Genomic DNA, 13,584 nt, shown 5'->3' with positions numbered 1-13,584 from the left:
GCAGCGTGCCAAGCTCAGTCAGCAGGGTGCTCGACGTCGACTGGACCAGCTCGGGCATGTTGGCCCACTCCGCCGTCGCCACACTTCCCAGCGCGGTGGGGAAGTTGTCGTTGGCGCTCAGGATGGCGGTCGCCAGATCGTCGCGGGCATTGAGGAAGCCCGCGATGATCCCGGAGTTGGGGTCGAAAACGGTGTCGTTGAGCAGGGATCCGAGTTGCTGGGGGAGAAGCAGCGACAAAACGGTCTGGCCCACTGCCAATTCGGCCGGCAGATTGATATCGCTGGCCACCACGGGTAGCGCAGTGAAAGCCGCCTCCAGGCTGGCGACCGGGTTGGTGAGCAGGTCGTGGTCGACAGCAGCCCAATCGGGGGAGAGCGCCGGAGTGAATCGCAGAGCCAACGGGATGGTCGGATCGCTGCCGAACACCGCGGCGAAGTTGTTCGCGCCCATCACGCCCTGCAGTCCATGCAGGAGCAATTCCTGGAGCACCCAGTCGGGTTGGGCATTCTCGCGGGACAGGTCCAACGCGTAGTCGTAGGACAGCACGCGTTGCGACATGTCGGCCGCGTACTCCGCGGGGCTGACCGTCGGGGTGTCGGCGGGCAGATAGCTGGCCACGTCGGCCACCGGCACCACCTCCGTCGTCACCGGAAGGCCGGTCGGGTCTGTGCCGTCGGGGAGATTCTCGAACCGGGCGAAGATCTCACCGCTGCTCACACCGCTGCTGTCAAGCCAATTCGCGACGCCGGGATTGGTCGCGCTGACCACGTAGTAGGTGTAGCCGTCGGGGTCGGCGAACGCCGTGGTGTTGTTCAGCGTCGTCTGCGCCAAGGTGGACGGCAGCCCGGCGCCGAAGACGTTCATCAGTTCGATCCCGCTGTAGCCGGACGGCACGTCGGGCACTTGCACGATCAGGGCCTGGCCGGGATTCAGGTCGAAATTCCCACCGGAGACCTCGGCGCTGGGCAGACCCGTTGCGAACAAACTCGTTTCAGGTGCCAGTGCGCCCATCGTGTTCGGCGGTAGATCGATGCCGGCGATCTGGGCCAGACCCATGTTCTCCTGATTGAAGGGTCCGACGATGTTGCTGAACGCCGTGAACAGCGTCGTCAGCAACGAGTCGACCGAGGTGGGGGGCGTGGAAGTCCCTGCTGCCGAGCCTATTGCGACCGCAGTGCTGTCCGCGCTGGGGAAGATTCCCGTGCTCGGTATGGAGAAGAACGCCGGACAGTCGGACACGCAGTGGATGCTGACGCTGCTCGGGCCTTGTGCCCAATCGCCCAGCGCATCTCGAATCAGCAGGGCGGCATCGCCGTTGGTGGTGGCGTCGGTGTCGTTGATGAAATTGACCGCGCCCGTTGGCTCGGTGGGCCCGATGTCGACGGTGAACGTGCCGTTCGGGTTCACGGCCAGGCCGTGGTCGAGTTCCAGACTTTGCTTGCTGACAGCAGTCGAGCCGGTGATGGATTCGGTCGCAATGGCGAGCGCTTCGGTACCTTTGCCGACGGTGCCGGTGAGTTCGTAGGTCGCACCGGGCGCCAGTCCGGCAGTCGTGTGGTAGTAGATGTCGGGGGTGAAGAACTGGAAGTACTGACGGGAATCGGCGGCATCGGTGGCTACTGCTTCCGGTGACTGGAAGAAGACGCCGTTGAAAAGCTCAGTGACTCTGGATAGTCCAGCGGAGAGCAGTTCATAGTTGGTGTTCTGCAGCTCGGTCATCAGCGTGGCGTCGCTGCCCGCGGTCGCGAACGGCAGGGCGGCGTCGTAGGCCGCCGCCTGCTGCATGGCCTCGAGCAGCTGATCGAGCGCCGGTTGGTAGGCCGGATCAGCGGCGGCGGGCGGCGCGGTGATCGCCATGGTGGCTGCGCCCGCGCAGGCGGTCGCCGCCCATCCGAGAGATCGCAGCCGACGCCGCAGAGTTGGAGTGACGCTGCGCACCGCGGAACTCATGCCGATCCCTTCGTTGGGGCGCGATGCACGAATTATCGGCCAAGCCGACCGCGAATACCGCGATTTGAGCCCTATGGTTCCCGCCGGCGCGTTGCCGCTCTCACAGGCGGCGGGTGGCACCCGTCGTTCCGGCACCGATGTGCGGCGCACGGCGGTTCAGCGACGCGCGCGCCGGAATCGGCCTCTGTAGGGTTGTTGAGGTGTGTGGAGCCGCCGGTGAGGTACGACTCGATGGTCGAACGCCCGATGTAGGCGCGGTGGCAGCGATGACCGCGGTCATGACGGCGCGAGGTCCCGATGGTGCGGGCGTTTGGTCCCACGGTCGGGTCGCGCTGGGTCACCGTCGCTTGAAGATCATCGACCTGACCGAAGCCGGGGCGCAGCCGATGGTCGACTCCGACCTGGGCCTGACTATCGCCTGGAACGGCTGCATCTACAACTACAAGCAATTACGCGCCGAGCTTCAGGGCTACGGCTACCGGTTCTTCTCCACCAGCGACACCGAGGTTCTGCTCAAGGCCTACCACCGCTGGGGCGACGACTTCGTCAGCCACTTGATGGGCATGTTCGCCTTCGCCATCGTCGAACGTGATAGCGGCCGCGTGCTGCTCGGACGCGACCGCCTGGGCATCAAGCCGCTGTATGTGACCGAGGACAGCCACCGGGTCCGGTTCGCGTCGAGCTTGCCGGCGCTGCTGGCAGGCGGAGGCGTGGACACCCGCATCGACCGCGTCGCCTTGCACCACTACATGACGTTTCACTCCGTCGTCCCCGCGCCGGCCACCATCCTGCGCGGCGTGCGCAAGATCCCGCCGGGATCGTTGCTCGCCATCGAACCGGACGGCCGTCGCGTCGCCGACACCTATTGGCGACCCGATTTCACCCGGCACGACGACCGCGCCGGCTGGTCGGCTCGCGACTGGGAAGACGCCGTGCTGTCGTCGCTGCGCACCGCGGTCGAACGCCGCCTGGTCGCCGACGTGCCGGTCGGCTGCCTGCTGTCCGGCGGCGTCGACTCCAGCCTGATCGTCGGGTTGCTCGCCGAGGCCGGCCAGCACGGGCTCTCGACGTTTTCGATCGGTTTCGAGTCCGCCGGCGATATCAAGGGCGACGAGTTCCAGTACTCCGACATCGTCGCCCAGCGCTTCGAGACCGATCACCACCAGATCCGGATCGGCACCGAGCGGATGCTGCCCGCTCTGGACGGGGCCATCGGCGCGATGAGCGAACCGATGGTGAGCCACGATTGTGTGGCGTTCTACCTGCTCAGCCAGGAAGTCGCCCAGCATGTGAAGGTGGTGCAGTCCGGGCAGGGCGCCGACGAAGTGTTCGCCGGCTACCACTGGTATCCGCCGATGGGCACCTCGGCGGACTCCTCCGTGGAAAGCTCGGTCGCCGAATACCGCGCCGCCTTTTTCGACCGCGACGAAACGGGTCTGGCCGCCGTGCTCGCCGAGGGCTACCTCGCTTCGGGTGACCCCAGCCGCCGCTTCGTCACCGAACATTTCGCCCGTGCCGGCGCCGAAACCGGCATCGACCGCGCGCTGCGGCTCGACACCATGGTGATGTTGGTCGACGACCCGGTCAAGCGGGTCGACAACATGACCATGGCGTGGGGCCTCGAGGGCCGGGTCCCGTTCCTCGACCACGAACTGGTCGAGCTCGCGGCCACCTGCCCCCCGGAGCTGAAAATCGCCCACGGCGGCAAGGGCGTGCTCAAAGAGGCTGCGCGACGGGTTATTCCGTCCGAAGTCATCGACCGACCCAAGGGGTATTTCCCGGTTCCGGCGTTGACTCACCTCGAAGGCCCCTACCTTGACATGGTCCGCGACGCTGTGTACGCACCGGTCGCCAAGGAGCGCGGATTGTTCGATACTGGAGCGGTGGACGCGCTGCTGGCCGACCCCAACGGTCGCCTGACCCCCCTTCGCGGTAATGAACTCTGGCAGATCGCGCTGCTGGAGCTCTGGTTGCAACGACATGGTGTCACCGGGCCGGCCGCATGACCTCCATTGGTCCCACAGAGGACCACCCCGAGGCCATCACGCTCGGGTTGCACGACGCGTCACCGCCGCATCTGGTCGACGCGATGGCCAAGGACGTCGAGCTCGAATTAGGCTGGGGCAAGCTGATCTTCGGCCAGACATTTGCCGATGCCGGTACCCTGGCCGAGGCGCTTCGACGGGAGGCTCCCGGGCGACGGGACATCTGCATCTACGCCCGCGAATCCCAGGTCGTCGTCGCCGGCGCACCGTCCGAGCTGTTCATCGACCCCAGCCACACCTACCGGCTGCGCTTCACCGACGACTCTGACGACGACCAGGCCGCTCCGTCGCCGGTCGGTGTCACCGTGCGCCCACTCAACGACTCCTCCGATGCCGACGCGATGAACCGTGTCTTCGTCCGCTGCGGGATGGTTCCGTCGCCGGTGGACACGATCTGGCACAACAACATCAACGAACCGGCCGTCACCTACCTACTCGCGGTGCGCGACGACGATGAGGTTGTCGTCGGCACGGTGACCGGTGTCGACCACGAACTGTTGTTCAACGATCCCGAGCATGGCTCGAGTTTGTGGACGCTGGCGGTCGACCCGGCCGCCGGCATCCCGGGCATCGGCATTGCGCTGACCAAAAAGTTGGCGTCGCATTTCCGACGAGCGGGTCGCGCCTACATGGATCTGTCGGTCACCCATGACAATTCGGCCGCGATCAAGCTCTACGAGAAACTCGGCTTTCGCCGGGTCCCGGTGCTGGTGATCAAGCGAAAGAACGCGATCAACCAGCCGCTGTTCAGCCCGCCGCCGGAGACGGTCGACGACCTGAATCCCTACGCGCGCATCATCGCCGACGAGGCGTTGCGGCGCGGCATCTGGGTGGAGGTGCTCGATGCCGAAACCGGGGAGATGCGACTCAATCACGGCGGTCGTAGCGTCATCACCCGAGTTTCGTTGTCAGAGTTCACCTCCGCCTTCGCGATGTGTCGTTGTGAAGACAAAAGGCTGACTCGCAGGCTGGTGTCGGACGCGGGCATCACTGTGCCGCGCGCTCGGCTGGCGACGTTCGACGACGACGACTACGCCTTTGTTAAAGAGGTGGGTGAGGTCGTCGTCAAGCCCAGTCGAGGCGAGCAGGGCAAGGGCATCACGGTCGGCATCACCGCTGCACACGGACCCGCAGAGCTCACCACGGCACTGTCGTGGGCGCGCGAGCAATACCCCGAGGTGCTGATCGAACAGCGAGTCGTAGGCGACGACCTGCGCCTGGTGGTGATTGACGGACGGGTAGTTGCCGCTGCGCTGCGACGGCCGCCCGAGGTCATCGGCACCGGCACGCACACCGTCCGTGAACTGATCGCGACACAGAGTCGACGGCGTTCGGCGGCTACCGGCGGCGAGTCGAAGATCCCGCTGGACGCGGTGACCGAGGCGACCGTGACCGAGGCTGGGTGGCAGCTGGACGATGTTTTGCCCCAAGGCAATCGGTTGCGCGTTCGGCACACCGCAAACCTGCATCAGGGCGGCACGATCCACGACGTCACCCCCGAGGTGAATCCCGAACTGTGTCAGGTGGCGGTAACGGCGGCCGAGGCGATCGGTATTCCGGTGACGGGCATCGACCTGCTTGTGCCCGACGTAACCGGCGAGGCGTACACGTTCATCGAAGCCAACGAGCGCCCGGGCCTGGCGAATCACGAACCACAGCCCACCGCAGCGGCTTTCATCGACTACCTGTTCCCCGGCCAGCCCGGTCAACCGTCGCCTTGGACTCCCGACGAGTCGCCGCGGGTGCCAGACGACTCGGTTGTTCGATAGCTTCACCAGGTCGAGGGCAGGCCCGCGCGGATGCGGGCGACCTCCGATCGCGCGAAGCGCACCCGGTCGGTGTCGGCGCCGCGCGCGGCGGCCAGCTCATCGGCGAGTGCGTAGGCTGCGTTGAGGATGTAGTGCGCGCGCCGGCGTCCCCGACGGTTGCGTCCAGCCTTACGATATGTTTTGCGGGCCTTACGGTTACCGGCCATCGCGTCGAGTTCGACCGGCGTGATGACATCGCGGGCTTGCTCGGGCGCCATCACGTCGCGGACGAAGCCGCGTTCCCGGGCCACGGTCAGCTTATAAACCCACGCAACAATGCTCAGCGCGACGATGATCGTGCCGACCAGCAGTCCGATCAGCAGCGGTGTGTTTTGGCCGGCGATGGTGGCCACCGAGTCCCAGGTTCCGTGCAGCAGCATCGGTATCGCAATCAGGATCAGCCCGCGACCGATTTTCCGAGGCTCGGCGGGGCGGCCCAAGAGGTAGACCACGCCGGCGCAGAAGATCGCGCTGTACAGGATATGTGCGGCCACCCCGGTCAGCATCCGCAGGATGATGGTGCCGATTGATGCGCCAATTTGATTAGCGCCGAACTGCGTACCGGCTGATGTCATGGCGTAGGTGATGTCCTCGACGATCTGAAAGCCGAGGCCGATGAACGCGCCGAGAATGAAACCGTCGAACGCGGTCCGGATGTGCCGTTGCGCCAACGCGATCAGCAGTAGCAGGCCCGATCCCTTGGCCAGTTCCTCGGTGAAAGGCGCGGCCAGACCGGCACCCCAGTTCAGCGCCCACACCTGGCCGAACTTCTTGCCGTACAAGGCCAGCAGCGCGTCGTTCGCGTTGGCGGCCATCGCCCCGGTGGCGGCGAAGCCACCCCAGAGGAACGCGACGACCATCAGCGTGTGGGGAAGTTTGGCGTAGTGATCGATCCTGTCGGTAAACCACCAGAACAACGCCGCGTAGATGGCAAACGATGTGACCGCCAAGCCGATCGCTTCGCCGTAGGCGTTGTATTCGCGCGCCAGCGTCGAAAAGAACGTCAGCACACCGATCCCGACCAGCGCCAGATATCCCCAGAAGGCGAAGTTGCGCGGTTGGTAGAAGACGAACCGCCGACCCCACCCGGAGATGTCGAGGGCGACCTCGCGCGTGCGGTCGAGTTCTTCCAGAGTCGTCATCGCTGCTGCTGCTCGGGGGCCTTGATGCTGGCGATCATTCGCACCACTGCGGCGCTGTGCGCGGTATCGGCGTCGGTTGGTCCGGTCGCCACCGCTTCGACTCCGCGGTCGCCGAACACGAATGCCGCGATCAAACCTCTGGTGTGCGGCCCGGTGACGCGCAGGGTCGCGCCCTGTTTTCCTTGGGTTGTCACGATCGTGGTGGGTGCGCCGGTGATGTGTACTCCGCGCCCCCGGTTCAGGGCGTCCGACGTTGTCTGGATCTGATCGAGAAGCTGGTGGGCGTCGCCGCGGAACGACCCGCTGCGTAGGGTGAACTTCAGCGCGCCGTCTTCGACGGTGGCAGAGGCGGGGTACTGCCCGGATATCGGCGGGTGACCGGCGCGTACACCCGAGGTGATGCCCCAGCCGTCCTCGGGAACAAAGGTCACGTGGCCCTCGATTTGCATGACATCGCCGGCTCTGACGATGTCGTGGTAGGGGACCGTCGCGTTGACCACCGGCAACACCACCGACATGGCGACGGCCAGGGCAAACACCGCCAGGGTCGGGCGCAGGGTGCGCCGGTCCAGGCCGAACCGTCGTTCGTCGGCAGGCACCCAGCCCTCGTCGGGCTCGAACCGTGGTGCTGCGGCCGCAGCCGATACATCGGTCATGGACTCACTTCCTCGTTGGCTCGATGAATTCTGACAGCAGGACAAGCATCGTGCGGCAACGCCCAACAACTCGACGCGCCGAGCATTTAGGCTTGGCGACCATGACCATCGACCGTGCGGCCCTGGCCGTGGGCGCCATCCGGCTGGCTTCGGGCATTTCGTTCCTCATCGACCCCCTGCGGGCGAACCGGATCTGGGGCGACCCGGATACACCTTCGCCGACCGCGCAGCTTCTGCTGCGCTCGATGGGTTACCGCGACGCGTTGATCGGCGGGCTACTGGCCGCGTCGGCCCTGCGCGGCCGCAACACCCGGGGTTGGTTTCTGGCATCCGCCGGCGCCGACGCCGCCGATCTGCTGGGCGGCATCAGCGTGCACCACCAGATGAAGCGTTCGCAGCAGTTGATCGGGCTGGGCGGTGCCGTCATCGGCGTCGGCACCGGACTGTGGGGAGCGGCTCGCCGCCGCGTCGGGGTGAGCGAGGCACCCGCTTCGGTCGACGGCTGACCGCATGCGCGCGTTGCGTTTCAGCGAGTTCGGCGACCCCAGCGTGCTGCGCATGGAGGACGTCGTCGAGCCCGTTGCCACGGCGGAGGAGGCGGTGGTCCGGGTCGAGGCGGCATCGGTCAATCCCTCCGACGTGAAAAACGTTGCCGGGGGCATGGATTGGACGGTCTTGCCGCGCACCCCCGGGCGCGACTACGCCGGAGTTGTGGTCGGTGGCCCACCCGAATGGGACGGCGTGGCGGTGTGGGGCACCGGGGGAGACACCGGTTTCAGCCGCGACGGTTCACATGCCGAGTTGATGTCGGTGCCCGTTGCGGCCCTGGTCCGCAAGCCCGAACGACTCGGCTTCGACGAGGCCTCGGCAGTGGGCGTCAACTTCGTCGTCGCCTGGTATGGGCTGGTGGAAACCGCGCAACTCGCCGCCGGCGAGACCGTCGTCGTGTTCGGCGTATCCGGCGGGGTCGGCGGCGCGGTCACACAAATCGCACATGCCCTCGGCGCCAACGTGATTGGCGTTGGGCGGCGCCGGCCTGGGCCGGATACTGCGGCCGCGTCGGTGATCGAGCACTTCATCACTTTCGACCCGGACGCCGATATGGCCGCGGCGGTCAGAGGCCTCAACGCGGGTGCGGGCGCCGACGTGGTGTTCGACGCGGTCGGCGGCGTGACTACGCCGTCGGCGCTGGCCGTATTGGCCCGCCGGGGCCGGCTGGTGGTGATCAGCGCGATCGGCTCTCCTGTGGTGCACGTCAACCTGCGCGAGTTGTACCGCAACGAAACCCGCGTCCTGGGCGTCGACAGCGGAAAGCTGAGCATGATCGATTCGGCGCGGCGCCTGGAGTGCATGGCGCCGCATTTCGCGTCGGGGCAGTTCCGCCCGCTGCCCATTTCCGCCAGCTATGCGCTCGAGGACGCGCCCGCAGCCTATCGCGCCGTCGCCGACCACATCGTCGGCCGCGTCGTCATCCGACCCTGATGAGGAGAGGCGAGCCAATGTCGTCCAACTTGACCGAGCGGACGCTCACCGCGGCCGTACAGCGGACGTTCGACGACTGCACCGACGCGCGATTTCGCGAGCTGTTCCAGTGTCTGATCCAGCACCTGCACGACTTCGCCCGGGAGGTGCGCCTGACCGGCGACGAATGGTTCGTTGCCATGGATTTCCTCCAGCGGGTGGGCAAGGCGTCGACCCCGACACATCAAGAGGTGGTGCTGCTCTCCGACATCCTGGGGTTGAGCACGCTGGTCGACATGATCAACCAGCAGACCGAATCGTCGACCACCGACTCCGCCGTGCTCGGACCGTTCTTCGTCGAGGGGCGGCCGATGGCCGACAACGGATCCGACATCTCCGACGGCGTCACCGGTACACCGATGTTCGTCACCGGACGGGTCGTCGACGACACCGGGCACCCGATCGCCGGCGCGAAAGTCGACACATGGCACAGCGACGGCGAGGGCCGCTACGACGTTCAGCAAACCGAGAAATTGCACGACCACGTCGCCATGCGGGCATTGCTGACCACCGACGACGACGGGCGGTTCTGGTACCGATCGGTGACGCCGCGGTATTACCCGGTGCCCACCGACGGCCCCTGTGGTGAGATCCTGAGCGCCGCAAACCGTTCGCCGATGCGGCCGCAACACGTGCACTTCTGGTTCAACGCCGACGGCTACCGGTCGCTGATCACCCAACTGTTCTGGCGCGAGGACCCCTACCTCGGACACGACGCCGTCTTCGCCGACCAGGACTCGCTGACGGCCGATTTCGTGCGGCACGGCCCGGGGACTGCCCCGGACGGAACGACGGTCGACGAACCGTTCGTGACCCTGGACTGGACCTTCGCCATGGCCGCCGAATAGCCCAGGCGCCGAATAGCCCCGAAAGGACAGCGATGTCACGTATACCGCTCGTCGCCGTGGAGCGGCAGCCCGAGCCGATCCGCGAATTCATGGCACGCCGGGGCGCGCTCAACGCGTTTCGGATGCTGGCCAACGCCCCCGAGGTGTTCGCCGGCTGGGCACAGCTGGTCGACGAGTTGTCGGACAGTCCCACCTTCACCGTGCGGGCGCGAGAGTTGGTCATGTTGCGGGTGGCCCGATTGCAGAATTGCCGTTACGAGCTCAGCCGCCACATCGGCCTCGCCCAGGATGCGGGTTTCAACGAGCAGCAGATCAGCGCGGTCGTCGAAACCGATGACTTCGACGACTTCGATGGCACCGAACGCCTGCTGCTCGAGGTGGTCACTGAACTGTGCGCCACGCGCCGGCTCGGCGATGCGTCGTTCGCCAAGGCCCGCAGCGCCTTCAGCGACGAAGAGCTCACCGAATTGGTGATGCTCGTCAGCTGCTACTACGGACTTGCGTTGGTGCTCAACGCGGCTGACCTGGAGGTCGAAGCCCGATGACACGAATCGGCTACCGCGAGCCGGCCGACATGGGGCCACGGGCTCGTGAATTGACCCAAGCCCGCGGCAATCTCAACGTCTATCGGACGCTGGCCAACGCCGACAAGGTATTCACCGGCTGGATGGTGGCGGGTGACGCCGCCCTGAGCAGCCCGACACTGCCAACCCGACTGCGCGAACTCGTCGTGCTGCGCACGGCCTACCTGATGGACTGCGACTACGAGCTCGGCCAGCATCGCGACGTCGCCCGCGCCGCAGGTGTCAGCACCGCCGAGATCGACGCTGTGCTGTCCGAGAACAACTGGCGGACATATTCATTCGGGGAAGTCGAACTCGCGGTTCTCAACCTGGCCACCGAACTGCTGACCATCCGCAGCGTTGCCGCCGACACCTTCGAACGCGTACACGGAGCGCTTGGTTCGCAGGCATGCGTCGAGGTGCTGATGGTGATCGGCCGCTACGCCGGTTTGGCGCTGATGCTCAACGCTCTCGACGTCGACCTCGACGAAAGCGCCCGGCTTCCCCTCCCCGCCAGACGTGATTCCCGATAGCTGCGGTTGACGATGGCAGCGCTACATCTTGATCGCCGGTATCAGCCTGTCGATGTTCCACAACTGGTCTCGTCGGGCCGAGAGGCTCGAGAGCAGGAGCGCAACGGCCCAGATCCCGATCAGCACCGCGATCGCCTGCCACAGCCGACCGTCGATACCGCCGAGAATGAGCTGCCGAAGTCCGTTGACGCCGTAGGTCATCGGGTCGAAGCGGTGCAGGAACTGGAACGGCTTCGAGGTCGTCTCGACCGGATACATGCCGCCGGCGCTGACCAGCTGCAGCATCAGCAGCGCCATGATCAGCACGCGGCCCACCGCCGGGCCGACGAGCGCGTTGATGGCCTGCGTTGCGGCCACGAACGCGAATGAAATCAGGATCATGAAGCCGAGCATCGACGCCGGGTGCACGGCATGCATGCCGAGGCCAAAACGCACCACACCGTAGAGAATGATCGCCTGGAACATCGCGATCGCGGCAGCGGGAAGATAACTCGCCAGAGCGACCCGAATCGGGCGCACCTCGGCAGCGATCGCGCGACTCTGCAAGGGCCGCAATACCATCCACAGCACTAAGGCTCCGAAAAACAGTGCCAGCGTGAGGAAGAACGGGGCCATACCGGTGCCGAAGTTCGGCGCGGCGTTTTCGTGCGAGGTCTCGAGTTGAACAGGGCCGCCGATGGTGTCGGCGACGGCGTCCTTCTGCTGCTGAGTCCAGTTGGGCACCTGCTTGGCGCCGTCGCTCAGCTTGCCCGCCAGCTCGGCCGAACCGGCTTTGAGCTGCTGCGCGCCGTCGTCGAGGGTGGCTATGCCACTGGCCAACTGGGCGTTGCCGTCGGCGACCTGTTTGGCGCCGTTGCGTAATTGGGTGAGTTTGTCGGTCAGCTCCTGCCCTTTGTTGCCGGCGCGGTCGAGGGCCGACGCGAGCGGGCTGCCCGGTGTGCGCAGTCCGGCCGTCATGTTGATCGCGGCGTTCTGCGCATCGGTGAGGCGTTGCCGAATCTCCGGGGTGAACTGATGCTGACGAAGCTGATCCTGCACGCCGCGCAGGTTGTTGGCCAGCGGATCCTGTCTGGCGGAGAGTTGGTCGATGACCGCCGACAGCGCGTTGGCGGCTGTGTCCTGCGCGGCGGCGATCGCGCCGATCTGGTCTCCTGCCTGCTGCAGTGCGGTGGCCCCCTGTTGTAATTGTTGTGTGCTGCCGCCGATTTGGGCCAAGGCTTTGGTCACCGCGATCAGCGGGTCGGTGGCCGAGTTGATCCCGTCGGAGAGTTGTCGCGCGCCGGTCGCCAGGGTCGCAGAGCCCGACCGGGCGGTGTCCAAGCCGGTCGCCAGCTGGCTGGCGCCCTCTGCGAGTCGGCCGGCCCCGTCGGCTGCCTGTTTGATACCCGATCCGGATGAAACCACCACGGAAAGCATCTGATTGACCGCCTGACCGGAGATCCGCGACGAGACGGCGTTGAGAACCTGGCTGATTGCGGTGCGGCCGATACTCGTCGAGATGTAGTTGTTGGCGTCGTTGTAGATGGCGATCAAGTTGGCTTTCTTCGGGTTTCCCGTCACCGGCGATGCGATTGCCGCGCTGAAATCCGGTGGCAGTTCGACCATGAAGTAGTACTTGCCGTGCTCGACCCCGTTGTGCGCTTCCTCGGGGCTGACCACATGCCAGTCGAGACTGCCGTCGGCGGTCAGGCTCTTGGCGATCTCGGCGCCCGCGTTGAACTGCTGCCCGGACACCACGGCACCTTTGTCCGAGTTGACCAGTGCCACCGGCATTTTGTTGACATGGCCGAACGGATCCCAAAATGCCCAGAGATACAACGCCCCGTATACCAAGGGCAGCAGCATCAGCACGACGATGGCCACCCGGGTCAGTCGGCTGCGGCCGAAGCGCTTGATTTCCGAGCCGAATGCGAGTCCAGCGAGCATCGTCAGCTCCCTTCGGTCAGGATGCGGTGATCGTGCAATTCGTGGTCGGGTGCGTCGCTGCCCAGCGGATTGGTCACCCCGACGACCACGGTGCGTTGCTTGGCGAGTGCGCCGAGTCGTTCGACGGCGATCGCACGGCGTGCGTTGTCGCGGACTTGCTCGAGATCGCCGACCACCAGGATCGGACGGGCTGACAGCGTCGCCAGCGTGATTCTGAGTAAAAACATTTCCAAATCCGACAATTCGACGATGTAGCTACCGGCCGATGGTGGCGGAGTGTCGCCGAACACCTCGGTCATCGTGGATTGACCGGCTTCGTGCGGTATCTGCGCGTACCACGGTGACAGCCAGCGCTGCTGCTCGGCGAGCACCGTCTGGACGGTCACCGATTCCTCCAGTTCGTCGATGTCCGGGAACGCTGCGATTGCGCAGTGCCGGCGAATCGCGCGTGGCGCGGTGTCGCCGCGCACCGTCAGGGTGCCGTGGGTGGGCTTGAAGCGGCCCGCCAGCGTCATCAGCAGCGTGGTCTGTCCGGGCCCGCCGGGCATCTGAATGGCGTGAAAGCCTTCGGGAAGGGCCAGGTCGATACCG

General features: G+C 65.9%; 12 protein-coding genes. 7 read left to right on the top strand and 5 right to left on the bottom strand.

Annotation, left to right across the window (positions count from 1 at the left end; translation table 11 throughout):
* A partial coding sequence (locus AC2VOU_RS20365) for a hypothetical protein (RefSeq protein WP_486958992.1) occupies positions 1 to 1,951 on the bottom strand: 1,951 nt, incomplete at its 3' end.
* A 200-nt stretch (positions 1,952 to 2,151) separates the two neighbouring features.
* Here AC2VOU_RS20365 and AC2VOU_RS20360 point away from each other — a divergent pair.
* Together AC2VOU_RS20360 and ngg are read left to right on the top strand one after the other, a co-directional pair.
* Positions 2,152 to 3,957, top strand: a complete 1,806-nt coding sequence (locus tag AC2VOU_RS20360; protein WP_486958991.1) for an N-acetylglutaminylglutamine amidotransferase — start codon at positions 2,152 to 2,154, stop codon at positions 3,955 to 3,957.
* Positions 3,954 to 5,765, top strand: coding sequence for an N-acetylglutaminylglutamine synthetase (gene ngg, locus AC2VOU_RS20355; RefSeq protein WP_486958990.1), 1,812 nt, complete (start codon positions 3,954 to 3,956; stop codon positions 5,763 to 5,765). The genes AC2VOU_RS20360 and ngg overlap by 4 nt, the downstream gene beginning before the upstream one ends.
* 2 nt (positions 5,766 to 5,767) lie before the next feature.
* Here the strand turns inward: ngg and AC2VOU_RS20350 are convergent, their stop codons facing one another.
* Together AC2VOU_RS20350 and AC2VOU_RS20345 are read right to left on the bottom strand one after the other, a co-directional pair.
* Positions 5,768 to 6,946 (bottom strand): PrsW family intramembrane metalloprotease, encoded by a 1,179-nt coding sequence (locus AC2VOU_RS20350; protein WP_486958989.1) that lies wholly within the window; start codon positions 6,944 to 6,946, stop codon positions 5,768 to 5,770.
* Complete coding sequence (locus AC2VOU_RS20345) at positions 6,943 to 7,602, bottom strand: hypothetical protein (RefSeq protein ID WP_486958988.1); 660 nt, start codon at positions 7,600 to 7,602, stop codon at positions 6,943 to 6,945. Before AC2VOU_RS20345 ends, AC2VOU_RS20350 begins: the two co-directional genes overlap by 4 nt.
* 101 nt (positions 7,603 to 7,703) lie before the next feature.
* Between AC2VOU_RS20345 and AC2VOU_RS20340 the strand changes: the two genes are divergently transcribed.
* From AC2VOU_RS20340 to AC2VOU_RS20320, 5 genes are read left to right on the top strand one after another with little or no spacing between them, the layout of a single operon-like run.
* On the top strand, positions 7,704 to 8,108 hold the full coding sequence (locus AC2VOU_RS20340) for a DUF4267 domain-containing protein (RefSeq protein ID WP_486941248.1): 405 nt from the start codon (positions 7,704 to 7,706) through the stop codon (positions 8,106 to 8,108).
* A 4-nt stretch (positions 8,109 to 8,112) separates the two neighbouring features.
* A complete protein-coding gene (locus tag AC2VOU_RS20335; RefSeq protein ID WP_486958987.1) occupies positions 8,113 to 9,084 on the top strand; it encodes a quinone oxidoreductase family protein in 972 nt (323 codons plus the stop codon).
* A gap of 17 nt (positions 9,085 to 9,101) precedes the next feature.
* Positions 9,102 to 9,971 carry a dioxygenase family protein gene (locus AC2VOU_RS20330; protein ID WP_486958986.1) on the top strand — a complete coding sequence of 290 codons (870 nt, stop codon included), beginning with the start codon at positions 9,102 to 9,104 and terminating at the stop codon, positions 9,969 to 9,971.
* A 32-nt stretch (positions 9,972 to 10,003) separates the two neighbouring features.
* On the top strand, positions 10,004 to 10,516 hold the full coding sequence (locus AC2VOU_RS20325) for a carboxymuconolactone decarboxylase family protein (RefSeq protein WP_486958985.1): 513 nt from the start codon (positions 10,004 to 10,006) through the stop codon (positions 10,514 to 10,516).
* On the top strand, positions 10,513 to 11,067 hold the full coding sequence (locus AC2VOU_RS20320) for a carboxymuconolactone decarboxylase family protein (RefSeq protein ID WP_486958984.1): 555 nt from the start codon (positions 10,513 to 10,515) through the stop codon (positions 11,065 to 11,067). The genes AC2VOU_RS20325 and AC2VOU_RS20320 overlap by 4 nt, the downstream gene beginning before the upstream one ends.
* A gap of 21 nt (positions 11,068 to 11,088) precedes the next feature.
* Here AC2VOU_RS20320 and AC2VOU_RS20315 read toward each other — a convergent pair whose 3' ends face one another.
* Positions 11,089 to 12,993 carry a YhgE/Pip family protein gene (locus tag AC2VOU_RS20315; RefSeq protein WP_486958983.1) on the bottom strand — a complete coding sequence of 635 codons (1,905 nt, stop codon included), beginning with the start codon at positions 12,991 to 12,993 and terminating at the stop codon, positions 11,089 to 11,091.
* A gap of 2 nt (positions 12,994 to 12,995) precedes the next feature.
* Positions 12,996 to 13,584, bottom strand: a 589-nt coding sequence (locus tag AC2VOU_RS20310) for a hypothetical protein (protein WP_486958982.1), incomplete at its 5' end; no start/stop codon positions are given.

The organism is Mycobacterium sp. TH-M25 (assembly GCF_057473665.1).
Note: the sequence above shows the minus strand (reverse complement) of the source record. Positions and strands in the feature narration are given on the sequence as shown.

Coding starts and splice junctions, on each gene's coding strand:
- AC2VOU_RS20315 (WP_486958983.1), bottom strand. CDS start 12,993: ATGCTCGCTGGACTCGCATTCGGCTCGGAAATCAAGCGCTTCGGCCGC.
- AC2VOU_RS20350 (WP_486958989.1), bottom strand. CDS start 6,946: ATGACGACTCTGGAAGAACTCGACCGCACGCGCGAGGTCGCCCTCGAC.
- AC2VOU_RS20330 (WP_486958986.1), top strand. CDS start 9,102: ATGTCGTCCAACTTGACCGAGCGGACGCTCACCGCGGCCGTACAGCGG.
- ngg (WP_486958990.1), top strand. CDS start 3,954: ATGACCTCCATTGGTCCCACAGAGGACCACCCCGAGGCCATCACGCTC.
- AC2VOU_RS20340 (WP_486941248.1), top strand. CDS start 7,704: ATGACCATCGACCGTGCGGCCCTGGCCGTGGGCGCCATCCGGCTGGCT.
- AC2VOU_RS20320 (WP_486958984.1), top strand. CDS start 10,513: ATGACACGAATCGGCTACCGCGAGCCGGCCGACATGGGGCCACGGGCT.
- AC2VOU_RS20335 (WP_486958987.1), top strand. CDS start 8,113: ATGCGCGCGTTGCGTTTCAGCGAGTTCGGCGACCCCAGCGTGCTGCGC.
- AC2VOU_RS20325 (WP_486958985.1), top strand. CDS start 10,004: ATGTCACGTATACCGCTCGTCGCCGTGGAGCGGCAGCCCGAGCCGATC.
- AC2VOU_RS20345 (WP_486958988.1), bottom strand. CDS start 7,602: ATGACCGATGTATCGGCTGCGGCCGCAGCACCACGGTTCGAGCCCGAC.